Origin of the sequence: Litchfieldia alkalitelluris, from assembly GCF_002019645.1 — a bacterium.
GTDB lineage: Bacteria > Bacillota > Bacilli > Bacillales > Bacillaceae_L > Litchfieldia > Litchfieldia alkalitelluris.
Map to the genome: position 1 here is coordinate 4,124,238 of NZ_KV917374.1, position 23,076 is coordinate 4,147,313.

Sequence of the window (23,076 nt, forward strand, 5' to 3'; positions counted from 1 at the left end):
TTCTCGCCGGATAATTGACCCGGCTTTGACCCTGATTCCAGAACTGGCCCGATTTTCTTTGGATCCCGCCGCCTTCGAGCTCACACCCGCCCGATTATTCACTTTTCTCGCCGGATAATTGACCCGGATTTGACCCAGATTCCAGAACTGGCCCGATTTTCTTTGGATCCCGCCGCATTCGAGCTCACACCCGCCCGATTATTCACTTTTCTCGCCGGATGAACTTCATTAACCTCATTTTATTTCTACCAAAATAAAAAGAGAAAGCAATTTGCCTTCTCCCATTACTGCATCGGATTATCAACATCATTAATTAAAATCCTTACCTCTTCATTCACTCGGATCATACCCGGTCTCTCCACCGCACAGACAATTCCACGTCTTTTGTATCCCGCCTTAACAAATCGGGTATCAAGCTTTGGAAGCGAAGGATAGTTTACTTGAATCATCTGACCTGGGTGAATACATGGTTTGTTTTCTCCCATACAAATTAAGCCCGTTCCATCAGGAAACAATATTCTTGAACCAATCGGTAATGTCGTTAATTCCTCAAATCCGCTAAGAAGCATATTAGCTCCGAGCCATTCAGGTAAAACCTTTTCTACCCCAAGTTCTTCTGCAATTATAGCTAATTGTTCTTCAGAGACCATTGTAAGCTGCCTACGATTTAAGATTTCTGTCCCTTTTTTATACATCGGCTGTCTTACATCAGATTTTGCTGTTATCCCGAAATGACGATCACCTCTCATTCCACCGAATTCAAGCTCAATCTCTTCTAGTCTTCGAGTTACAAAGCTCTCGGGCTGATCTGCAATCATGATTGCTTTTACAATTGCATCGGCTGTTTTCATCTGCATCCACTTCTTCCCAAATAGTGTTTTCTTTATAATACACTATTACACCATTTCTAAGAAGACAGTTGCTCCCATTCCTCCACCCACACAAAGACTAGCAATTCCTTTTTCTAGCTTCCTACGATTCAGCTCATGTATCAAGCTCACAACAATACGTGCGCCTGTACAACCAACTGGATGACCTAGACTAATACCACTTCCATTAACATTAACTTTTTCCCGATTTAACCCTAACTCCTTTTCGACAGCAAGGTACTGTGCTGCGAAAGCCTCATTAACCTCAATTAAGTCGGCATCCTCAAGTGTCCATCCAACATTCGCTAATCCTTTTTGAACGGCGGGAACCGGTCCTCTCCCCATAACCTTAGGATCTACACCAGCAACTGAAAATCCTGAAATTCTCGCAAGTGGAGCTATCCCTCTTTCCTTAGCCTCTTCTTCACTCATTAAGACTAGTACGGCCGCTCCGTCATTAATACTTGAAGCATTGGCAGCAGTTACCGTTCCATCTTCACGAAAAATTGGTTTTAAATTAGAGAGTTTTTCTTTTGTCAGACCTGAACGTGGATTTTCATCCTTACTAACTAAAACTTCACCCTTTCTAGTTTTCACCGAAATAGGCACAATTTGGGAATTGAAATAACCTGATTCCATAGCATGTAAAGCTCTTTCATGACTAAGCAAAGCAATTTCATCTTGTTCATCTCTTCTGATTTCATGAAGATCAGCGAGATTTTCTGCTGTTTCACCCATCATAATATGATGAATCGGATCCTCTAAGATCTCCCATACTGTGTCCGTTACCTGACTATGCTGCATTCTAGCTCCCCAACGATGTTGTTTTAACACATAAGGGCTAGAACTCATCACCTCGACTCCACCTGCCACGACGATATCTGACATTCCTGTTTGTATTTGTAAAGCAGCAGAGATAATGGCTTGCATACCTGACGCACATTGACGTTGAACTGTATAGCCTGTTGTGGTATCAGCTAAACCAGCTAAAAGTGCAGCCGTTCTTGCTGTATTAGGTTCATCGGTTCGTTGAATACAATGACCCAGAATAACTTCGTCAACATCATCCTGACCTAAATTACTTCTTGAGATAGCCTCTTTCAATACTGGTACAACCAAATCAGTAGGCAGCATATCCTTAAACGCACCGCCAAATGTTCCAATCGGTGAACGTACTGCTGAAGTAATCACTACATTTCTCATTTACTGTTCAACTCCTCTGTAGTTCTTTTCACCTATATTACCTGGCGCCATAGGTGAATATACCTAAATCACATAGACTGTTTTCGTAAACTTTGTTGTTTTTGACGTCTTTTATAATCACTATAAATTAAGCAGAGTGGCCACTTTTCTTCTTACTTCATAACCATAACATCAAGTAAAATCGTATTAACTCCCAATAGGTCAATTAGCAACATTCTTTTAGAAAAGAGCCATCACATAACAATTCCACCATCTACATGAATTGTGGTTCCATTAATGTAATCGGATTCATTTGATGATAAGAATAAGTAGGCATTGGCAATGTCTGATGGTTTTCCTAATCTTTGTAGTGGGATTTGTTTTTTTAAGTTTTCAATTACTTTTTCAGGGACAGATAACACCATATTGGTTTCAATAAAACCAGGTGCCACTGCATTTACATTAATCCCTTTTCGACCAAGCTCCTTTGCCCATGTTTTGGTCATACCTACTACAGCTGCTTTTGAGGCTGCATAATTGGTTTGCCCGACATTTCCATATACACCCGAAACCGATGAGGTATTAATGATTTTTCCACTACCAGCTGTAATCATATGAGGAACAACAGCTTGTGTACAATTAAAAACACCATTGATATTTACATCAATCACTTTTTGAAAATCTTCTTCTGAAAGTTTAGTTAGCATACCATCTCTAGTAATCCCAGCGTTATTAATTAATACATCAACTTTACCAAAGCGCTCCAACACTGCTGTAACCATCTCATTAACACTTTCTCTACTAGCTACATCAACTTGAAAGAACTCAACATTAGCTCCCTGTGCGGTTAGTTCAGCTGCCCGTTCAGATCCACTAGAATCATAATCGACTAAAGCAACATACGCCCCTTCACGAATAAAAGTAATAGCTGCTTCTAGTCCCAAACCGTTTGCTCCACCTGTAATAATGGCAACTTTATCTTTTAATCTCATTGTGATAGCTCCTTTTGTTCTAAAAATTCAAAGCATGCAACCATTAACTGATTTAAATCATCAACTAACGGTGAATGACCACAGCCTGTTAGCTCTCGATATGTAGCAACCTCTTCTAAATCATGAAGAATTTCTCTTGCCATTCCCTCTGTAATGACCAAATCCTGATTACCTCTTAATACGAGAACCGGAATCATAATGTTTTTCACAAGCCCGTTTCCTTCAACTAATCCATTTGATTCTTCACTAATATTAAATGTGTTAAGAGAATAATAGACATCCTTTAGATTACGCTGTGTCATCATATCATCCACATATTGATTATATCTCTCTTCACTTGGCCGATTATCTCGATAAATTAAGGCATTCCAAACTGCTTGTAAATATTCTTTATTTTTTGTGTCATAGGCTTGTTGAATAGGAATTGTCCGGGCCAAATCTCCTTCAATATCCTCAATCGTTTTAAGTCTTTTGGTTGGATCTAATTGCCCCGCTTCATCCGTTCCAAAGAATGGGTATCCCCTTGTTGATGCAGATGCTAGTAAGATTAACTTATTACAATACCCTGGGTAATCAGCAACAAACTGCATACCAACAGCACCACCTGTTGACCAACCCATGATTGCAAAATCATCAAGACCAAGTTCATCTACAAATAGTTTAATATCATCCGAAAAATTTTTTATTGAGCTTACTCGATTTACATAGCTTGATAATCCAAAGCCCCTCATATCTACCGCATAAAGTTTGTATGATTCATCCATATTTTCTAATAATAAATCCCAATGCTTCGAAGATGTCATATTGCCGTGAATAAGAAGAATGACTTTTTCTCCACCTTCACGTTCACGATATCCTAAGGTTTCGCCATTTACTAGGTTCACAGTTTTCAATTCAACCTTACTCATGGTATTCCCCCCATTTGATAGTAGTCGCTCCCCATGCATATCCAATTCCAGCACTAACTAGAACGACGATATCCCCTGATTTTATCTTTCCTTCTTCCACTGCTAATTGTAAGGACAGGATTTGATCAATTTGTCCAATATGTCCATATTCGTGAAGATAAATTGATTGCTGCTCTGTTAACCCTAATTCGTTTAATACATAATCATGTGCTGACTTTTTCATGTGTAAAATTGCAAGATAAGAAATATCGTCTTGTGTATATCCACTCTTCTCAAGAGAAAGACGAATGACCTTTAAAAAGTTTTCCATTGATTTTTGTTCTAGACGTTGTTTCATTCCTTCAGGATCTAATACATCGAGCCGATTTAAACCCTTCTCAATGGCCTCTTTGGTAATTGGATGCTTTGTCCCTCCAGCTACAACCACCACATCTTCGGAAAAAGAGCCATCCGTGATTATTTGACTTTCTAATACTAGATTATTAGTTTCTCCCTTTCTTAGAACAATCGCTCCACCACCGGCACTCAAATTATTCATAAAACGTGTTCTCGGATTTGAATAATCAATAAAATCAACATTTCGATAGCCACCTGCTAGCAGCACGGTTCTTACTGATTCATCTGCCACCATCATATCTTTTGCCATCTTTAGGGCTAATACAGTCGTACCACATCTCATTGCCACATCAAATGCATAAGCATTTAATGCTCCCACTTCCTGTTGGAGCTTAATCCCCGCAGTCCATAGTGGATATTCCTTGTGCTCTTCGCCAATATAGATGACAACATCTATCGTTAATGGATTAATCGCTGCTTTTTCAATAGCTAACTTCGCAGCTTTTATGCCCATTTCACACGTATGGTCATCCACGCCGGGTACCGGCTTTTTCGTTATTCCAAGTTTCGTTTTGACGATTTCTTCAGGTACCCCCGTTTGTTCAGCAATTTCTTGACTCGTCATTTCCGAGCTCGGGAGATAAATACCCGTGCTTAACAATCCAATTTGCTGCAAATGAAGTCACTCCTCAATTTTTCGTTTCATATAAAATAAAGCTTCTTCTAAATCATTCACCACAACTTCTTCTTCACCTTGAACATGACTTACTTTAACTCTCCATTTTTTATCATTTGTTCTTTGGTCAGTCTCAAGCAGACTGCATCTCACAATAAAGGACGTAATTAATGGCTGATCATTCATACTGGCCACTCCTTTTATCCTGCAATCTCATGTTTTTTCTTTTGCTTTTTTTCTATTTTTTTAGCTTTGTATTTAATCATCCAACCTCTAGTCGTCCCAACAATTCCAGCAGGGAAAAACATAACCACTAAGATATAAAGAATTCCAAAAAAGATGATCCACCGTTCGAAAATCCAATGAACCTTTGCAAGATCAGTCAACCAGTGATGAGCAAATTCAATAAGACCAGCACCAATAATAGCACCTACTAATGTTCCCACACCACCGATGATCGTCATTAGCAGCGCATCAAGGGTTACATCCATCTTAAACACCGATGTATTCACAAATCGAAGTGTTAATACATACATGGATCCTGAAATACTAGCAATCACACCTGCCACGATGCTCGCAATAATTTTATAATGAATCACCTGATAACCTAGTGATTCTGTTCGAGCCTCGTTTTCACGAATGGCCTGTAACACTCTACCAACAGGGGATTCTGTGAATCTCCTTAACCCAATAAAGACTAAGATCATAACAGCTAAAGTAATAAAATAAAGAACCATCCGATCTTTTAATAATTCAGGAATTCGAAACGTGAAGCCATCGTTCCCATAAGTGATCGTTCTCCACTTTTCTGCTGCAACTAAGAATAGACCTGCAAATGCAAGGGTAAGCATCGCATAAAAATGACTTTTTAATCGAAGAGACAATAAGCCAACAAAGTAACTCACAATCCCTGCAAATACTATTCCAAATAAAACAGAGAGTATTAATACAACCATGGTGTGATCAAATTGTTTCAAAAACACTCCCGTCGAATAGGCACCTATCCCGAAAAACATCGCATGTCCAAATGAGACAATTCCAGTATATCCAAGTAAAATATCATAACTCATCGCAAACACCGCAAAAATAAAAATCTGCGTAAATAAGATTAAAAGACTTCTAGAATCATTGATAAAAGGAAAGCATAAAAGAAATACTGCGACAGCTCCATATATAAAAAGCACTCTTCTGGATTGCGTTTCTATTTTCATCTAATCACCCCTTTACTCCAAATAGGCCTTGAGGTCTAAAAATTAACACTATGGCCATTAATAGCATATTCACCGCAAGGGATAACGCTGGAACATAATAAGCCATAAATGATCCTGATAACCCTACTAAAATAGCTGCAAATAACGAACCTTTTATACTTCCCATTCCACCAATAACCACCACTATGAACGCTAAAATCGCGAACTCCAGCCCCATTTCAGCATAGATCACACCCGAGTACGGCCCGAGTAAAACTCCTCCAAGCGCGGCCATTGCAGAACCAACCATAAAAACATACATAAATACCTTTTTGATATTTATTCCTAATGCTTGAACCATTTCTTTATTCATAACACCAGCACGAACGATGAGACCTATTTTCGTATTTTTTAAGATATAGTGAACAAGGAAAAAAACAAGAAATCCAACTATGATAATAAATAAACGATATTTGATGAGAATAACATTTCCTATTTCCCAGCTCCCAGATAAATAACTAGGTGTTTGTGCCGATAATTGGTTTGGTCCCCAAACGACTTTTAACATTTCTGAAAGCACAAGCATGAGACCTAAGGTTATAAGAATTTGTTGTATATGATTACCATACACAGGCTTGATAATAAAACGTTCCGTTAAAAAACCAAGAGCAAGACCAGTAATAATTGCACACAATATGCCAACTAAGAAGCTTTCTGTTGTCATATAAAACCAAACCCCTGCGTATGCCCCCCAGGCAAACAAACCACCATGCGCAAAATTAAGTACATCCATTAACCCAAATATAAGTGTGAGTCCTGCTGCTAAAAGAAAAATGAGCATACCTGTTGCTAAGCCGTTTATTGAAAGCGTAATTAAAGCATCCAATGATAATATCCTCCTTTACGAAGGAATTCGCTATGGTTAAGCGATTCCTAGATATTTCTTCCGTAGTTTTTCGTCTTCCTTTAATTCATTCATTTTTCCATGATGAACTGTTTTTCCATCATCAATAATATAAAACTGATCTCCAATCGTACTTGCCATCATAAAGTTTTGTTCAACCAACACAATTGTCGTCTTTTCTTTCATCTCTTGAATCGATTCCATCACCTTTTCCACTACAATTGGTGCAAGCCCTTTGCTAGGTTCATCGATTAATAGGATTTCATTATTATTTACATATGCCCTAGCAATCGAGAGCATTTGTTTTTGTCCTCCACTGAGATTTCCACCTGCTCGTTTCCAAAATTTCTTTAAATCTGGAAAAAGAGTAAGGATGTAATCTAACCGTTCTACCGTTTTATCATTCTCAACTCTCATCGCAACCTTCATGTTTTCTTCAACCGTTAACTCCCCAAAAATCCCTTGATCCTCTGGAACATAACCAATACCTTTTCCTGCAATTGTATAGGTAGGTAACCCTCCAATTTCTTCTCCGTTAAAAATGACTTTGCCTTTTGTAGCTCTATTCAATCCCATAACTGTTCTTAATGTTGTTGTCTTTCCGGCCCCATTTCTTCCTAATAAAACCGTCACCTCTCCCTTTGGTACTTCAAAAGAGATTCCATGAAGAATATGAAATTGATCGATATATGTCTCTACTGATTCCAACTTAAGATGCATTTCCATTGTGTAGTCCTCCTAGATAAGCAGATTGGACCGTTTCATTGTTCATAATCTCATCAGGTGTTCCAGTTGCTAAAAGCGCACCGTTAAATAACACCATGACCTCGTCAGATAAATCGAGTATCATATCCATTTTGTGCTCAATTAAAACAATCGTACGATTACCTTCTGCTTTAATTTGTTTAATTACCTCTAAAATGGCTGGAACTTCTTCAACGGACATTCCAGCAGTAGGTTCATCTAGCAATAATACTTCTGTTTCTAATGCAAGCAACATCGCAATTTCAAGTTTTCTTTTTTCCCCATGTGCTAAGTTTTTTGCAATTTGACCTGCCTTATTATCAAGTAAAACAAGAGCCAAAATGTTCAACGCTTTTTCCTCAAATTTCTTATGTTTTCGAAAATGGGCAAGCATTTGATAACGGACTCCCGCTTGTGATTGAACAGCTAATCGTACATTTTCAAGAACGGTTAGATTTGGGAATACATTTGTAATTTGAAAAGATCGACCAATTCCTTTTCTCGTTCTAGCTGTTGGTGATAGCTTGGTAATATTTTCTCCTTTAAAATATACTTCCCCGCTTGTTGGTCTTAATTGACCACTTAATAAGTTAAAAAACGTCGTTTTTCCAGCTCCATTTGGGCCTATGATTGATGTGAATTGATTCTCTGAAACTGAAAAATTCACATGATCTACTGCTGTATGCCCGCCGAACATAATGGTTAAATCCTTTGTTTCAATAATTGAAGCCATTTATAGTCACCTCTTTTTCCAATATATAAATCTAGTCTGAATAACTTAGGTGGCGGAGTTCCATTTGCTGCGATTCAGGCCCTTTCCGCGGGCGGCGTGGCGAGCCTCCTCGTCGCAAGCTCCTGTGGTCTCCCCTACACCGTATATCCCGCAGGAGTGGCATGCCTCTCCGCTCATTCCACACCTTTTAATTAAAAGCGTTTTCATTCTCTATGATTCGAATATTATAGCATCGAAGTCTACCCAAAAAAGTGCCTAAATCCACTTCTACAATATCTGATCGAACGGACTGTAAGTCGACAAGATGTATCGCTATTAGTGGTTTTAGGCACAATCTGCTTACTTATGAATAATTTTGTAAATTGCTATTAATTTCTAATTGGCGGAGCTGTTTCTTCAGGTGTTAGTTCACGAACTAATACTGGTACAGGATGGTCAACACCTTCCACCTTTTCTAATCGAATCGCATATAGCGCTTGAAGAGCTTGGTGATCTTCTGGACGGAATGTCATAGTTCCTTTAGGTGTATCAAAGCTCATTCCTTCCATTGCAGCAATTAAAGTATCTCCGTCCGTGTTTCCACCGGTCTTTTTAATCGCTTCAACTATGGCAATGGCTGCACTCATTCCACCTGGGGTAAATAAGTCAGGAACTTCTCCATCATGCTTTGCCTTATGTTGTTCAACAAGCCAATCATTGATTGGATTTTGTGGTAAGTCGTGGTAGTATACTGTGAATCCTTCCATCCCAATTAATGGCTCCATTGTTGAAAGGGCAGCAATATCCGGTGCACCTGTAGAAATCTTAATACCTTTATCTTGAACCTTCATATCTGCAATTTGATTCCAAGGAGAGTTTGCTCCAGCCCAGACCACAAATAGGTAATCAGGTTCTGCATCAATAATCTTTTGAATATTAGATGTAAAATCTGTTGCAGCTGGATCAGCATACTCTTCATGAATAACTTCTGCTCCTAGGTTCTCGGCTGCTTCTTTAAAGGCTGCCACTCCATCACGACCAAATGCATAGTCTGGTGCAAGTGTTGCAATTTTCACACCCTCTTTAGCAATTGCAGCAGCTCCTGCAACCGCATCCTGTGAAGAATTTCGTGCTGTCCGAAAAACATACTTGTTCCAGTCTGCTCCTGTGATACTATCTGCTACTGCTGGTTCTACAATCATTACCTTTTCATATTCTTCTGCTAAAGGAAGAACTGCTAACGTATCGCCAGAACTAGAAGATCCGACTAAGAAATCAACTTCATCTTCTTCAAGAAGTTTAGTAGCCTTTTGAATCGCTACATCTGGTTTTGTTTCTGTATCCTCAATAAAGAACTCAATCTTTTGTCCATTTACTTCCATGGTTCCATCAGTTGCATACTCCAAACCTAATTCGAAACCGTTTACAGTTTGTTTCCCATATGCCTCTAAACCACCACTTAATGAAGCAAGGACGCCTATTTTAATTGGTTCCTTTTCTTCTGCTGGCTCTTCTACAGCTTCACCATCAGTATTACTTGGTGTTTCTTCAGTATCTTTTGTTGCTGAATCAGAATTACATCCTGCAAGTACTAAAAAGGCAGCTAACATACATAGAAATAATGATCGCAGTAAAAATTTCTTTTCCACTCTTTCTTCCCCCTTAAGATTCTTATTCTGGTGCATGGTCAATCACTGCCATAATCGTACTGAGGAGTGGTTACAAATGAGTTACAAAAAGAAATGTTGGATTCGAAAATTTTGACTATGATAAACATGGCGCCTAATATACGTTCAACCCTACGATCATTTCAAACATCTGTTTTGTAGGCTCCATCGGTTCAACCCCTAATTCTTTCTCTAAAATATCGCAACATTTTCGATACCATTTCATTGCTTGTGGTCGGTTGTTACTTTGGTAATAGCAGTACATTAACAGCCGATAAGCTTCTTCCCAGGTTTTATCCCTTATTAGAATCTGTTCACACCAATTCATCGCTTTTTGATATTGTTGTACTTGAACATAACATTGTGCTAGCTTTTCAGCTCCTCTTAGAAATAAGACTTGCAATCGCTCTCGTTCATTTAAACACCAATCTTCATAACGTTTCTCTGGTAATAGGTCTCCTTCATATAGTTCTAAACCTCGCTCCAAACACAAAATTACTTTATCTGTTTCTTTTTCCTCTAAACCACTTTGAATCCAATTTTCGAATTGAATAATATCCAAAGCATAACCAGCATCTGGATTCAATCCATACGCCGAACCGACTCTTTGGATAAAAAATGGAGTCCCACGAGCCTGGCGGTGGGGTTCTAATGCATTATTTAAAGCATTAAGAGCAACCTTAAAATCTCTTGTTGCTGCCTTTTCGTCATGTTCTGGCCATAGCAATGAATGTATCTCAGTTTTTAAGATTAAGCTATGTCTTCTAGTGATAAAGAGCTGCAGTAGTTCCTTTGCCTTCCCCCGTTGCCAATCCGTTTCTTCAATTCTTTTTTGGCCAATCCAAACCTGAAATTTTCCGAGAGTCTGGATTTTAAGTGTGTAGCCAGGATGTTGTGTGATGTTCAAAACTCCAAGCTCATATAAAAGTTGTGTTATGTATTGTTTTTGAATTCCTTCTTTCTGAGCAGCTAATAACAATGGCACAATATTTTTAGGGTCTAGGGGTCCAAAAGTGGATTTTCTCGATAAAATAAATTCATATTCACCAACCTGTAGATTCTTAAGAAATGAAGTAATTGCTTCAATAAATTCTACCGATTTTTTTTCTTCATAATATAGAAAGGCTAGCCATAGCTCTGACATAAGTAAGCCAAATTGATCGCCACACTCAGAAAATAATGTGATACATTTTCGCAGATATTCTTCAGCTTTTATCGGTTGCTTATTATAAACAGAGGCTCTTCCCATTCCTAATAAAATGAGCGCTGATAACCAAGCATCTTTTACTTTTTCTGTTTCTAGCAGTGCTTTCTCCCCGTACTCAATGGCTTGCTCATATGCATCTCTATTTGCTAACAGTAAGCATATGCCCATTAAAGGCTCTGCTTTTCCTCGTGAAACGTTAATTGTGTCCATAATCTCAAGTGCTGTCTCATAACATTGCTTTGCTAGCATTAAATCATATTTATCAATCAGTTGTACCGCATGCCCCATTCGAATCCAACCACAGGCTTCAACAAATGGTGCTTTATATTTCAACCCTTGCTTAATCCCTTCATCTGCAAGCTCTTTTGCAATATATCCATTTCCCATAAAGGATTCAATCAAAGAAAGAAGCAATACTGTTTCTCTATGAGATTGCTGTAAATGCACAGTAGACGAATGTTTTTGTTCGTTCAGTTTATTTTGCATTAAAATTTTTCTCGCTTCTACTAATCTACCAGTTCTTAAATACAATCGTGCTTCCAGGTTTCCATCTAGCTTAACACCTGATAAATACTTTCCTTTTTCATACCATCGATATGCTTTCTTTGCTTGCCCAGCATTCACAAGATTTTCAGCCATTAAATTGTACAATCTTGATTTATCAATTTCTGATGATTCTTTAGTTTTTTCTAACACATTTATTGCATGTTGTAATATTCGCTCTGCTTTTCCTGGTTGAATGGTGTCTAAATAAATTCGCGCTTGCCCTTCAAGTGCCTGACTCTCACCAATTGGGTCATCGGCCTGCCTAGCTCTTTCATAAGCTTTTTGATAACATCTTTCGGCTTGTGTGTATGTACAACGATATCTCATAATTTCACCATAGTAGATCCAAAGCTTATAGTAAAAATCCTTTAAATCATCTGGTATCTTACTAATCTTTTCTAGTAAACTCTCTAACTGACCATTTTCAATCATGGTTGGACCATAATGATGTAGAATTGCAGCAAGTCTTTTATACTCTCCAATGGTTTCAAGATGATAGATAGCTAGACTATAGTCATTCAAACTTTTAAAGTAATCAGAGCTTCTTAAGTTAAGGTCGTTATATTGCTTCTCATTTGTTGATACTAAACGGTCAATCAAGAAATCCCTGAACAATGCATGATAGCGATAACGACCATTTCCTAGTGATAGAAGGAACACATTTTTTGTAGATAAATCCTTTAAAATCTCTGAGGAACCCCTAATTCCAAGCACCTCATCACATAACGTGCCAGAAAGTTCTTTAAAAATACAGGTGTTTTCAAGAAATTGCTGAATGATAATCGGTTGTTTTAAAAAAACCTCAAGGGCTAGAAACCCGAATAACTCATCCAATGATTGTGATTCATTTTTGACTATGTTACTAATGTTCCCATCTGACACCAATTGTCCTGTAATCATGCCAATAGCAATAACCCAGCCCTCTGTTAGATGATAAATCGACTGAAGGTCCTCTTGAGTAACTTCATATCCATACGTTTCACTTATAAGCACTTCGATCTCTTCTGGCGTAAACTGCAAATCTTCTTGCATTATTTCTAGCAAACTTCCTTTTACCTTATATGATAGTAAAAAGTCCCAAGTTGGTTTATTCCGACTTATAATGACAAAATGAAGATTCTCAGGGATATGCTGAATAAAGTATTGAAGCCACTCATCTATGATTCGAGAGTTTTGTACAAAATGATAATCATCAATAATTAATGTTATATCCTCTGCAATCTCTACCACACTGTTTATAAATAAAGAACATAATGTCCGAATTTCTTCCGCGCGAATAAAACGTTCCATGGTGCTTAGATAAGACAGTATTTCCGCTCCGAAACTGTCATGTTGTGAACGGACAGAATAAATCATATAAGTTAAAAAAGGAATTATTTCATCATCTGTCACATCAACACTATACCAACAAAAGGGCGCTTCGGAATCATGAATATAAGATGCCATCGCTGTTGTTTTCCCATAGCCTGGCCCTGAATGTATGATAGATAACGGGTATTCAGTAACCGCTTTCATTTTCTTAGATATCAACCTTCGTCTTACGACATTTTCTTTTACATCTGGTGGGGAGATTTTAGTCTTTACGATGCTTAAATGATCACTCATTTAAATCACACCCTTTTTAACAAATATTTAATTTATGACATAACTCTTTTCTGCCCTTCGAGAATATCCTACAAGACTATTTAACGATATTTTATACATTCATTTGCAGCGATTCATAATTTTTTTTGTGTCTAAATTCATTCTATATACTTTTTCCGTAGCACATAAATTTGTGACAATTTTGTTACTATTCTATCATATTAATCACAAAAAAGAACTCGAATTAACTCGAGTCCCTACAACATCTAGTAAAAATCAACCACCCATTGCCCAGCCGGCCAATAACGGACACTCACTTTGCCCACAACTTGATCCAAATCAACCAAACCAAAATGACGACTATCCCAGCTTCCTAACCGATTATCACCAAGAACAAATAATGCATTATTTGGCACAGTTTGTTGCCCAGTAATTTCCACAAGCGTGAAATCTCCAGTTAGATTGCCACCTATTAACCTTTGTTTATATGGCTTTAAGAAGGGTTCATCCATTTGTACTCCATTAATATACAAAGTGTCATCTCTATATTCTAAAACATCGCCTGGGACACCAATAATTCTTTTTACATAATTATCGCTTTGTCCCTTAAAAACGATTATATCAAACCGCTCAAGTCCACCGATACGCGCCTCTAGCTTATTCACAAGCAAAAAATTCCCATCTTGAAGGGTTGGCATCATTGATTCACCTTCAACCTCATAGTTCGTAAACACATAAGCACGAAGAAAAACCACTGTCAGAATTCCTATAAATGCTATAAATAGAAGACTTTTTTTCTTTTTTGTGGCGTTTTCAGTCATACTTTAGTCCCCCAAACCATTATAAAAATATTCTAACAATAAATAAGAGTCATGCCAACATATTCTTATTTACTCTTCACTTTCTTGGAGAGACCCTGTGTTAACCTCTTCTCAAGCTGCTTCCCTACAAACCAAAGGATGACAATAATCACACCAGTAATGGCTGTCCGAACTGGTTGCTGAAAAAGAGCTCGTACATCATATCCAATATAACTTACCATAAAAACCATCACTAATTTCCCACACAGCACCGCCAACACGAACTGACTCGTCTTAATTTTGGAAAGGCCTGCCACTACATTAATGGCTGACGAAGGAGTAAATGGAAAGCAAAGGATTAAAAATAATGGACCAAAACCATGTCGTTCAATCCAATCGAGTAATTTTTTTATCCGTTTATGTCGGCTAATAAACAAAAATAAACGCTTTTGACCATATTTTCTTACTAAAAAAAAGACAATAAGAGCACCACCACATGTCCCCAACCATGAGTAAACGAACCCACCCCAAAGTCCAAAAGCTGCAGCATTGGCCATAATAAACACAAATAAAGGGAGGACTGGTAAAAAAGCTTCTAACATCGGTAGAAGCACTCCTGGTAAGGGGCCAAAGGAGCGATATTGACTTAATAGGTTTTGAATATTTTCAAGTGAAAAAAATTCCTTAAATGTTTCAAACTCCATGTACAATCTCCTCAATACGATAAACTGTGAGCGCCAACATTATTCTTCTTGAGTAGAAATGCTACACACCTCAGAGTATAGTTAGCGACTTTTTTTCTAGTTATTTATAGCTTTTACCACATTTACTAATATTGTACACCTTTTAGCCTAATTTTTAAAAAATGAAGGAAGATTGTTTGATGAAATTTTATCTTTTTAATAATTAGTGGCTAAACTAACCCCTTTTTTTACAAATCTTTAATACTTATACTAAAAATGCCTGGGCAACTATAGATAAAAATCTAGTTGACCCAGGCAACAAATTTAAATTATAAATACTCCACAAACCACTCTTTGATATGGTTTAGTCTGTCTACTCTCAGTTTAGGGTTTCCACTTCTTGAAAGTTCATGGTTAGCTCCCGGAAAACGAACAAATTTCGTCGTTTTCTTTTGCTTCTTTAATGCTATAAAGAGTTGCTCCGCTTGTTCAATTGGGCATCGATAATCTTTTTCACCATGTAGAATAAGTAAAGGTGTTTCAATATTAGCAACATATTTTAGTGGTGAATGATTCCAAAGCTTCTCAGTATCGTTCACCAAATCACCTTTAACTTCCCATTCTGAGAAATAGTAACCAATATCACTTACACCGTAGAAACTCAACCAGTTTGAAATTGAGCGTTGAGTTACAGCAGCCTTAAATTTATTAGTATGACCAACAATCCAGTTTGTCATAAATCCACCATAACTTCCCCCTGTTACTCCAAGTCTAGCAGAATCGACAAAGTCAAAGTTCTCTTCAGAATACTCAGCAGCAGCCATCACGTCAAGATAATCCTTGCCACCATAATCACCGCGAACTGCATCTACAAAATGTTGACCATAACCATGGCTACCACGCGGATTTGTAAAAATAACAACAAATCCTTTTGCTGTTAGCATTTGGAACTCATGAAAATAGCTATTGGCATACATTGCATGGGGACCACCATGTACTTCAACGATTGTAGGATATTTTTCGCCTTCTTTAAATCCAAACGGTTTCATTACCCATCCATGTAAATCCCATCCATCTGGAGCCTTAAATGTAAATGACTCTGCTAGTGATAATTCAATATTAGCAAGAAAAGCATCATTACTATTTGTGAGTTGCTTAATTTCTCCAGTGCTCAAATCAATAAAATGTAAGTCTCCTGGGTGTGTTGGTGTACTAATCGCAACAACCGCTTTATGATTTTTCGGATCAACAGAGAAGCTATAGATATGTTGATCTTCAAGAAGGGATGGATACATTTCACCTGCCAATGATCCATAATAGATCCCGGTGTTTCCTCGGTCACTCATAACGAAATAAAACCCTATGCTATCTTCAGTCCATACAATACCTGGATTACTATTTCCAGAATGGAAATCACCAATAGCTACATCACCAATTTGAACATCCCACTCAGAAGTTAAGCAAGTTAGACCAGAATTTTCTATATTGTACATCCATATTCTTGATAGTGTTGCACTATCAAACTCTTTTTGATGTCCAATCATTGCGATGTGTTTACCATCAGGCGACCATGTTGGATTTCCATAGAATCCATTGCTATTAGTAAGCTTTTTCATATTTTTATCTACTAGCGAAAAAACAAACACGTCAGTTACTAGATTATAATCCGGCTCATCTGTTAAATCAGCAGTAAATGTTATTTGTTTGCCGTCTGGTGACCAACTACCAGGTGTATAATCTCTTTCACCCTCAGTTAATTGTGTAAGTTCTTTTGTTGAAATATCAATCATAGCTAAATGTTGACTTTTATCATCTAAAAAGCCTACCGCATCCGATTTATATCTAATTTGCTCAACAACCATCGGCTCAGGTAGTTTCTTTTCTTCCTTGTTCGTTTCAACTTCATCTGTAACTTTTTCATTTAGGGCTAATGAAGTCGCAAACAAAATGCTATCGCTATTTGGAGACCAAACAAGGTTTCTTGCACCATGTTTACAGTTTGTTAACTGTTGGGCTTCTCCACCATCAGCATTTAATAAGTAAATTTGTGACTTCCCAGAGCGGTTGGACACAAACGCAAGGTTCTTACCATCAGGGGACCATTTTGGGGATGTATCCCTTACATCACCAAATGTCCATTGTGTCACTTGACCACTTTCAATATCACCTATAAAAATATGTGATATATAATCATGCTTGTCTTTATTGATTTTTGTCTCTACAAATGCATAACGGTCACCATTCGGAGACATCTCAACCGAACCAACAGATTTTAATTCATATAAATCTTCAGCAAGAATTCCTCTTATTTGCGTCAATTAGATCCCTTCCTTTTATAAGTAGTAAAAAATAATAAATTGATGTATGTATTGATATTAATAATGATTATTTCGGTACTAGAAATAATTTCTCTTGTTCATATTATAAACTAATTGCATCTTTTTTTAAATTATTTTATTATAAATACAAACACATGTTCTACAAAGGAGGGATGAAGATGACGAGAATCTCTGAAGAAAATCGAAATCTTTTTGAACAATCAATATTTTTGCCAATGGTTTTAACCATTTTAAATCGTGACTTAGAGATATTCAATACTGCAGGTTTTAAATTAAAAAAACCTTATATTCATTTGATTGATGAAACCATGAACAGAGTTCAGAAGGACTTATTTTTAATTAAACAAAAGATGAAGGAAAATAAAATGAAATCAGTGCAACTTGAAAGAGATGAGGCATTTACACTATTTTTATTTATTTTAGATGGGTGGGAAGAAAAACATAATTATTTCAACCCCCGAATCCGAAGTGAGGTATCTAGGTTACTTGAAATCTATTTAACAAATCCCTTAACAGACAAGTGAACCTCTCCAACTAAATCAAAGATTTTGATGGAGCATCCCTTCAAAAAACGAAAGGACATTTCCTGCTTCTAAGACTGTTGCCTTCCTCTTCTAAGGAAGGACTTACATAATCTCCACAGGCTTAGATTATACTGTTCGGGCGGACCTCGACCTACAGTTATGTGATTAGGATTTATAAAGACGTTGTTTATCAAGGAGCGCAGAGTTATAGTGCATTCGACAAATAGAGATCCATTTATCTAATGTTTTAGCTTGTTCTTCGGTTGGAAATATTTCATACTTATAATTCAACAACATATCATCGCACCTCCTTAAGATAGATTATACCGAATTATGGAAATTAAACAAACGTACGTTCCCGACAAAAAAAGCGATTCATCCCTGAAGATTTTGAAGGGGACTTCTCGCTATAATTACGTCTTAAAACAGCGTTTTCTCATCAATTCTATACTTTTTTTCATCAAACAAATATTCAAAGATGACTTCTTCTCCATTAGTCTTTCGAGAATCCTTGTTTGAATCTTTATTCTCCATTCGACTTGTGATAATTGTTCTAAGCTGTGCAGTTTGAAAAAACTGATTTTCAAATGATCCTTTAGATATGTTTACATGCATCGATTTTTTATTCTGGAAGGTAATCTTGGTTGTGCCGTTACCAGCAGTGGAATGACTATAAATATGAGAGTGTGATAGCCAAGTACAATCAGCACTTGTGGGTGAAACAGTTGGAAAGAGGAAAATCTGGTGTGAAGGCTCTACAATAATAGGCGGTTTATGGGTGATTCCCATTAGCTCCCGAGTTCCCTCTTTCCTACCTTTATAGCTACTTCCGAAATATCTGCAGCTTCGGTCTACTATATCAAGAGGTTTCATCTTCACAATAATCTCCTCATCTTTTTCAAGCACAATTGAATAGATTTTCCGACCACTTTGTAACGGAACAATGGCCATTGTGTAAGGATTCACCTCATAATCCTCTACACATCTTTTCATTTCCATCGTTTGATTATTTTCCATATTTTTCACTCCTTCAATATTAGATGATTTTTAAAATTAGTTTGGGAAGTCCAAAAGTTCTTTCGAATCTTCACTAAAAAAACCTCCATTTAATTACAAATAGTACCACCAGAAGACAAAAATATCCATATTTTCACAAAGCTTTCATAATGTTTTGTCGAAGATTGTTTCGAGTATATAAAAGTTCAAAATTCCATTTTATATTTCCATTCCCTCACCCTTATAGATACTAAGTTTTCGAACTTCAGAGAGTGAAATTAATTTAAAAAAGCTAACCCTTTGAAAGATTAACATGTTTACATTATGTAAAAGTGTTAATCGTGGGTTAGCGCATAAATTATTGATTGTCATAAACTTGTTTGATATCTTTTTCAGCCAAGTATGAATTTGCTTGTTCAAGCGTCACATGCTCATCAACAGAATCTCCAGCATAGGTAGATTCCGATTCAAATGGATTGTTTGTGTCAAGATCTGTCGACATACCAACCATAGGATTGAGCGGAGTAGATTGAGGAATATCATTAACTTCTGGATCTTTTCTCATTTTATAACACCTCCATTACTAGCATGGGTAAACAAAGTTTAAATGATACAACTGGAAAGTTGGTTTTTTTGAAAGTTTTGTTTCGAATTAAATAAATGGAATGTGCAGAGTGGAAGGGAACGCCTTTGATTCCCACGAACGCCCATGGTCTCCCGCGATTGAACTGCAGCGAATGTTATCTACACCTATGTATTTTCAGGGTAGACACCCATGCTAATTAAAATTAGCACCATGGGGTATGAAAAAGTGTTTCCTCCTCAGTGTGGAATGAGCGGAGAGCCACTTGACTCCTGCGGGATCCAGTGGTCTCGTGAGACCCCGCAGAAGCTGAGCCCCTGGCGACGAGGAGGCTCACGGACCACCCCGCGGAAAGCAAGTGGATCGCAGCTCATGGAACTCCATAACCAAAGTTATTTTCAGGGTAGACACCCATGCAAATTTAATATTCGCACTATGGAGAATGAAAATGTTTTGTTCACTCAGTGAGGAGGGGAGAGCAACTAGACAACTACTGATCTTTCGGTCTCGAATATCATTCATTCCCTTTCATAGGCTCTGGGCATGAGAAAGGGAATCAAACAATGCTTTTCATTCCCTTTGTTGGGCTTTGGGCATGAGAAAGGGAATCAAACAACTCTTTTCATTCCCTTTGTTGGGCTTCGGGCATGAGAAAGGGAATCAAACAACTCTTTTCATTCCCTTTGTTGGGCTTTGGTCATGAGAAAGGGGATGAAACAACGCTTTTCATTCCCTTTGTTGGGCTTTGGGCATGAGAAATGGAATCAAACAACTCTTTTCATTCCCTTTGTTGCGCTTTGGGCATGAGAAATGGAATCAAACAACTCCGTTCACTCCCTTTCTTAGACTTTGGGCATTAGTAAGGGAATGGAACTCGCCAACCTAGGTATTTTCAGGGTAGACATCTATGCTAATTAAAATTAGCACCATGGAGTATGAAAAATTATACTTAGCTTAGTGTCTAGCTTCAGGCGCTATCGGCTCGGGGTCATAAGTCAATCCGGCAAGAAGGTTAAAAAGCAACCTTCTAGCCGGCTCGTCTTATGCCTGTCGCCGATGAACGAGCGCCTTCAGCATTTCTTTTTTCAGGGTAGACATTTATGCTAAATATGTATTTCGCACCATGGAGTATGAAAATAGGTACTTACTAAGTGTGGAATGAGCGGAGAGCCACTTGACTCCTGCGGGATCCAGTGGTCTCGTGAGACCCCACAGGAGCCCGCTCCTGGCGACGAGGAGGCTCACGGACCACCCCGCGGAAAGCAAGTGGATCGCAAAAGGGTAGACACCCATGCTAATTAAAATTAGCACCATGGAGTATGAAAAATTATACTTAGCTTAGTGTCTAGCTCCAGGCGCTATCGGCTCTTTAGGTCTAAGTTAATCCACCCCTAGAAGGTTAAAGAGCAACCTTCTAGCCGTCTTGTCTTATGCCTGTCGCCGATGAACGAGCGCCTTCCGCATTTCTTTTTTCAGGGTAGATGTATATTACAAAACTAAATAACCTTTAGTAAATAAGTCCAACTAACTCCTCTTTCGTTACATTACCAAAATAATGACTTACTGAAATAGTCCCCAGTTTGTCCTCAATTTCTTGTTTTTGGTATCGTGTACCTATCAATAATTGCTCTATATCGGATACGTTTCCTACACCAAAAAAATCACCATATATTTTACAGTTTTCAATTATTCCCTTCTGTACCTGGAGTCGTATATCTATATGACCACCTGGAAAACGATGTGATTGTTGAAGATTAAACGTAGGTGATTTTCCGTAATTCCATTCCCAGTTTTGATAATGATTCTTTGAAATTTCATTAATCTTTTCCCAATCAGAATCTGTTAACTCATATTTTTGAATATTAGTTAGTTCATCTTCATTATAAATATATTGAAGCAGTAAATGTTTAAATTGATCAATTGTCATATTTTCTTCTAAAAACTCACTTATATTAGCTACTCGACTACGAATCGATTTAATACCCTTGGATTCAATTTTTTCTTTTTTAACATTTAGTGCTGCTACCACATGTTCAATTTCTGACGAAAACATTAATGTCCCATGACTAAACATTCTGCCTTTTGTTGAAAATTGAGCATTTCCTGAAATCTTTCTACCTTCCACTAAAAGGTCATTTCGACCGCTTAACTCAGCATTAACACCAATTGCCTTTAGTGCATTTACAACAGGCTCTGTGAATTTTCTAAAATTATGAAAGCTTTCACCATCATCTTTTGTAATAAAACTAAAATTGAGATTCCCAAGATTATGATATACGGCACCACCACCTGATAGTCTTCGAACAACATGAATACCGTTTTCTTCGACATATGAAGTATTAATTTCCTCTATCGTGTTTTGGTTTTTCCCAATGATAATTGAGGGTTCATTAATGTAGAACAAGAGATAGGTTTCATTAATATCTAGATTTTTTACAGCAAACTCTTCAATAGCAAGATTCAGCCTTGGATCTGTAATTCCGTTATTATCAATAAAAAGCATGTTTTATCTCCCTTTTTTTATCATTATTGAAATACCAAGTCCATTTTAGCATTTTTTTCTTAATCTTAAAGCATCAAACCAAAACCTACTGCATATTATTTAAGTACTCCCTTCAAAATCAAGTTTCTAAAAAGTCACAAAATTCTGTTGTTTTAATGGTAAATGGTTTGTCAATAAAACTGGAATAGAGGTGATCTTTCTTGAAAAATGAAAAATCGTACACCGAAATTATGAAGGCACGCGGTAGAATGAAAAAGAAAGATATAGAACCATCCATCCTCGATATTTACATCCAAATGATTATTGATGAGGCAATCTTTAAAAGAAAAAAGAATTTGCTGGAAGAAAAAATTAATGCGGCAATCGATTCAGGGGACCGTTCGTTGTTTTGTAAATTAGCACTTGAATATAAGCAATTGTTAACATTTGCATCTTAGAAAAATTAAAAACCACAGCCAAACAAATTCTGTTTGGCTTTTCTTAACTTTTCATTTCCCTCTTGATACATCGAATGTAAGAAACTTTGATCATCCTCATCACACTCAACCACACTTTATTTATAAAGGGGCAGAATGATTTTGTGACTCACATCTATCAAAGGAGAGCTGTTATGAATCTAAAAAAACTACCAGTAATTTTATTTTTAATTGGTCTATCTACTACTGCTTTTGCGACTATATTTTTAATCGATCTTAAATTACCTAAAGATATTGTTTATTTACTATTAGCCCTAGGTATTGGATTTTGGATGGTTAGTGGTAGAGTTTATACAACAATCAAACGTAATGAAATAAAAGATGAACAAATTTATTAATTACATTGGAGGGAGTACCATTCCAGAACTAAAAGAGGTTTCCACCGGCTAAAACGTGGGAACCTCTTTTCAATTTAAACGTTCGTGAATTGCTCTTCTTCAGTTGACCCTTTCAATGCTGTTGTGGATGATGTCCCACCAGTGATGACCTGCGCAACCTCATCAAAATATCCTGTACCCACTTCTCGTTGATGTCTTGTTGCTGTATAACCATATTTTTCACTCGCAAATTCAGCTTGTGTGTCTCCATGTTTTTAATCCCCTTCCACATTGTTATAATTAGAAGTCTATAAGGTTCAAAGGTTCAGACAGCAGTT

The 23,076-nt window shown here is 37.3% G+C and carries 22 protein-coding genes and 1 pseudogene; 3 read left to right on the forward strand and 20 right to left on the reverse strand.

The window, feature by feature from the left end:
* Positions 1–284: 284 nt before the first annotated feature.
* The 15 genes from BK579_RS19245 to BK579_RS19315 form a co-directional block, all read right to left on the reverse strand.
* Positions 285–857, reverse strand: a complete 573-nt coding sequence (locus BK579_RS19245) for an MOSC domain-containing protein (protein WP_235848473.1) — start codon at positions 855–857, stop codon at positions 285–287.
* Between the two features lie 39 nt (positions 858–896).
* Complete coding sequence (locus BK579_RS19250; protein WP_078548274.1) at positions 897–2,072, reverse strand: thiolase family protein; 1,176 nt, start codon at positions 2,070–2,072, stop codon at positions 897–899.
* 233 nt (positions 2,073–2,305) lie between these two features.
* Positions 2,306–3,043: a beta-ketoacyl-ACP reductase gene (locus tag BK579_RS19255; RefSeq protein WP_078548275.1), complete on the reverse strand. Its 738-nt coding sequence runs from the start codon at positions 3,041–3,043 to the stop codon at positions 2,306–2,308.
* Entirely contained in the window at positions 3,040–3,951 is a 912-nt protein-coding gene (gene phaZ, locus BK579_RS19260) for an intracellular short-chain-length polyhydroxyalkanoate depolymerase (protein ID WP_078548277.1), read from the reverse strand. The genes BK579_RS19255 and phaZ overlap by 4 nt, the downstream gene beginning before the upstream one ends.
* Positions 3,944–4,963: a 3-oxoacyl-ACP synthase gene (locus BK579_RS19265; protein ID WP_078548279.1), complete on the reverse strand. Its 1,020-nt coding sequence runs from the start codon at positions 4,961–4,963 to the stop codon at positions 3,944–3,946. The genes phaZ and BK579_RS19265 overlap by 8 nt, the downstream gene beginning before the upstream one ends.
* Positions 4,964–4,969: 6 nt before the next feature.
* Positions 4,970–5,149 carry a hypothetical protein gene (locus BK579_RS19270; protein ID WP_078548280.1) on the reverse strand — a complete coding sequence of 60 codons (180 nt, stop codon included), beginning with the start codon at positions 5,147–5,149 and terminating at the stop codon, positions 4,970–4,972.
* A 14-nt stretch (positions 5,150–5,163) separates the two neighbouring features.
* Positions 5,164–6,174, reverse strand: coding sequence for a branched-chain amino acid ABC transporter permease (locus BK579_RS19275; protein WP_078548282.1), 1,011 nt, complete (start codon positions 6,172–6,174; stop codon positions 5,164–5,166).
* Positions 6,175–6,178: 4 nt separating this feature from the next.
* Positions 6,179–7,039: a branched-chain amino acid ABC transporter permease gene (locus tag BK579_RS19280; RefSeq protein WP_078548283.1), complete on the reverse strand. Its 861-nt coding sequence runs from the start codon at positions 7,037–7,039 to the stop codon at positions 6,179–6,181.
* A gap of 36 nt (positions 7,040–7,075) precedes the next feature.
* Entirely contained in the window at positions 7,076–7,783 is a 708-nt protein-coding gene (locus tag BK579_RS19285) for an ABC transporter ATP-binding protein (RefSeq protein ID WP_078548285.1), read from the reverse strand.
* Complete coding sequence (locus tag BK579_RS19290) at positions 7,767–8,534, reverse strand: ABC transporter ATP-binding protein (RefSeq protein ID WP_078548286.1); 768 nt, start codon at positions 8,532–8,534, stop codon at positions 7,767–7,769. Before BK579_RS19290 ends, BK579_RS19285 begins: the two co-directional genes overlap by 17 nt.
* A 368-nt stretch (positions 8,535–8,902) precedes the next feature.
* A complete protein-coding gene (locus BK579_RS19295; protein WP_078550698.1) occupies positions 8,903–10,123 on the reverse strand; it encodes a substrate-binding domain-containing protein in 1,221 nt (406 codons plus the stop codon).
* Positions 10,124–10,295: 172 nt separating this feature from the next.
* Positions 10,296–13,538, reverse strand: coding sequence for an AfsR/SARP family transcriptional regulator (locus BK579_RS19300; protein ID WP_078548288.1), 3,243 nt, complete (start codon positions 13,536–13,538; stop codon positions 10,296–10,298).
* Between the two features lie 245 nt (positions 13,539–13,783).
* Positions 13,784–14,338 carry a signal peptidase I gene (gene lepB / locus BK579_RS19305; RefSeq protein ID WP_078548290.1) on the reverse strand — a complete coding sequence of 185 codons (555 nt, stop codon included), beginning with the start codon at positions 14,336–14,338 and terminating at the stop codon, positions 13,784–13,786.
* 65 nt (positions 14,339–14,403) lie between these two features.
* Positions 14,404–15,021 carry a TVP38/TMEM64 family protein gene (locus tag BK579_RS19310; RefSeq protein WP_078548291.1) on the reverse strand — a complete coding sequence of 206 codons (618 nt, stop codon included), beginning with the start codon at positions 15,019–15,021 and terminating at the stop codon, positions 14,404–14,406.
* A gap of 308 nt (positions 15,022–15,329) precedes the next feature.
* Entirely contained in the window at positions 15,330–17,318 is a 1,989-nt protein-coding gene (locus tag BK579_RS19315) for an alpha/beta hydrolase family protein (RefSeq protein ID WP_078548293.1), read from the reverse strand.
* A 179-nt stretch (positions 17,319–17,497) separates the two neighbouring features.
* Between BK579_RS19315 and BK579_RS19320 the strand changes: the two genes are divergently transcribed.
* A complete protein-coding gene (locus BK579_RS19320; RefSeq protein WP_078548295.1) occupies positions 17,498–17,863 on the forward strand; it encodes a YhjD family protein in 366 nt (121 codons plus the stop codon).
* Between the two features lie 165 nt (positions 17,864–18,028).
* Here the strand turns inward: BK579_RS19320 and BK579_RS19325 are convergent, their stop codons facing one another.
* From BK579_RS19325 to BK579_RS19345, 4 genes are all read right to left on the reverse strand, one after another.
* Positions 18,029–18,160 carry a helix-turn-helix domain-containing protein gene (locus tag BK579_RS19325; RefSeq protein ID WP_078548296.1) on the reverse strand — a complete coding sequence of 44 codons (132 nt, stop codon included), beginning with the start codon at positions 18,158–18,160 and terminating at the stop codon, positions 18,029–18,031.
* 123 nt (positions 18,161–18,283) lie between these two features.
* Positions 18,284–18,880: a competence protein ComK gene (locus BK579_RS19330; protein WP_235848474.1), complete on the reverse strand. Its 597-nt coding sequence runs from the start codon at positions 18,878–18,880 to the stop codon at positions 18,284–18,286.
* A 337-nt stretch (positions 18,881–19,217) separates the two neighbouring features.
* Entirely contained in the window at positions 19,218–19,424 is a 207-nt protein-coding gene (locus BK579_RS19335; protein WP_078548298.1) for a hypothetical protein, read from the reverse strand.
* Positions 19,425–20,949: 1,525 nt separating this feature from the next.
* Positions 20,950–21,945: a lipoate--protein ligase gene (locus BK579_RS19345; protein ID WP_078548302.1), complete on the reverse strand. Its 996-nt coding sequence runs from the start codon at positions 21,943–21,945 to the stop codon at positions 20,950–20,952.
* A gap of 200 nt (positions 21,946–22,145) precedes the next feature.
* On the opposite strand from BK579_RS19345, the gene BK579_RS19350 reads away from it, so the two are divergent.
* Positions 22,146–22,382 carry an IDEAL domain-containing protein gene (locus BK579_RS19350; RefSeq protein WP_078548304.1) on the forward strand — a complete coding sequence of 79 codons (237 nt, stop codon included), beginning with the start codon at positions 22,146–22,148 and terminating at the stop codon, positions 22,380–22,382.
* 173 nt (positions 22,383–22,555) lie between these two features.
* Positions 22,556–22,759 (forward strand): hypothetical protein, encoded by a 204-nt coding sequence (locus BK579_RS19355; RefSeq protein ID WP_078548306.1) that lies wholly within the window; start codon positions 22,556–22,558, stop codon positions 22,757–22,759.
* A gap of 74 nt (positions 22,760–22,833) precedes the next feature.
* Here the strand turns inward: BK579_RS19355 and BK579_RS25315 are convergent.
* Positions 22,834–22,998, reverse strand: a pseudogene (locus tag BK579_RS25315) (isocitrate lyase); the annotation flags it as partial.
* Positions 22,999–23,076 lie beyond the last annotated feature (78 nt).

Excerpts from the sequence above, each read along its gene's own strand:
- BK579_RS19245 (WP_235848473.1), bottom strand. The coding sequence starts at position 857 with ATGCAGATGAAAACAGCCGATGCAATTGTAAAAGCAATCATGATTGCA.
- BK579_RS19250 (WP_078548274.1), bottom strand. The coding sequence starts at position 2,072 with ATGAGAAATGTAGTGATTACTTCAGCAGTACGTTCACCGATTGGAACA.
- BK579_RS19255 (WP_078548275.1), bottom strand. The coding sequence starts at position 3,043 with ATGAGATTAAAAGATAAAGTTGCCATTATTACAGGTGGAGCAAACGGT.
- phaZ (WP_078548277.1), bottom strand. The coding sequence starts at position 3,951 with ATGAGTAAGGTTGAATTGAAAACTGTGAACCTAGTAAATGGCGAAACC.
- BK579_RS19270 (WP_078548280.1), bottom strand. The coding sequence starts at position 5,149 with ATGAATGATCAGCCATTAATTACGTCCTTTATTGTGAGATGCAGTCTG.
- BK579_RS19275 (WP_078548282.1), bottom strand. The coding sequence starts at position 6,174 with ATGAAAATAGAAACGCAATCCAGAAGAGTGCTTTTTATATATGGAGCT.
- BK579_RS19285 (WP_078548285.1), bottom strand. The coding sequence starts at position 7,783 with ATGGAAATGCATCTTAAGTTGGAATCAGTAGAGACATATATCGATCAA.
- BK579_RS19290 (WP_078548286.1), bottom strand. The coding sequence starts at position 8,534 with ATGGCTTCAATTATTGAAACAAAGGATTTAACCATTATGTTCGGCGGG.
- BK579_RS19295 (WP_078550698.1), bottom strand. The coding sequence starts at position 10,123 with ATGTTAGCTGCCTTTTTAGTACTTGCAGGATGTAATTCTGATTCAGCA.
- BK579_RS19300 (WP_078548288.1), bottom strand. The coding sequence starts at position 13,538 with ATGAGTGATCATTTAAGCATCGTAAAGACTAAAATCTCCCCACCAGAT.
- lepB (WP_078548290.1), bottom strand. The coding sequence starts at position 14,338 with ATGACTGAAAACGCCACAAAAAAGAAAAAAAGTCTTCTATTTATAGCA.
- BK579_RS19310 (WP_078548291.1), bottom strand. The coding sequence starts at position 15,021 with ATGGAGTTTGAAACATTTAAGGAATTTTTTTCACTTGAAAATATTCAA.
- BK579_RS19320 (WP_078548295.1), top strand. The coding sequence starts at position 17,498 with ATGACGAGAATCTCTGAAGAAAATCGAAATCTTTTTGAACAATCAATA.
- BK579_RS19325 (WP_078548296.1), bottom strand. The coding sequence starts at position 18,160 with ATGTTGTTGAATTATAAGTATGAAATATTTCCAACCGAAGAACAAGCT.
- BK579_RS19330 (WP_235848474.1), bottom strand. The coding sequence starts at position 18,880 with ATGGAAAATAATCAAACGATGGAAATGAAAAGATGTGTAGAGGATTAT.
- BK579_RS19335 (WP_078548298.1), bottom strand. The coding sequence starts at position 19,424 with ATGAGAAAAGATCCAGAAGTTAATGATATTCCTCAATCTACTCCGCTC.
- BK579_RS19345 (WP_078548302.1), bottom strand. The coding sequence starts at position 21,945 with ATGCTTTTTATTGATAATAACGGAATTACAGATCCAAGGCTGAATCTT.
- BK579_RS19355 (WP_078548306.1), top strand. The coding sequence starts at position 22,556 with ATGAATCTAAAAAAACTACCAGTAATTTTATTTTTAATTGGTCTATCT.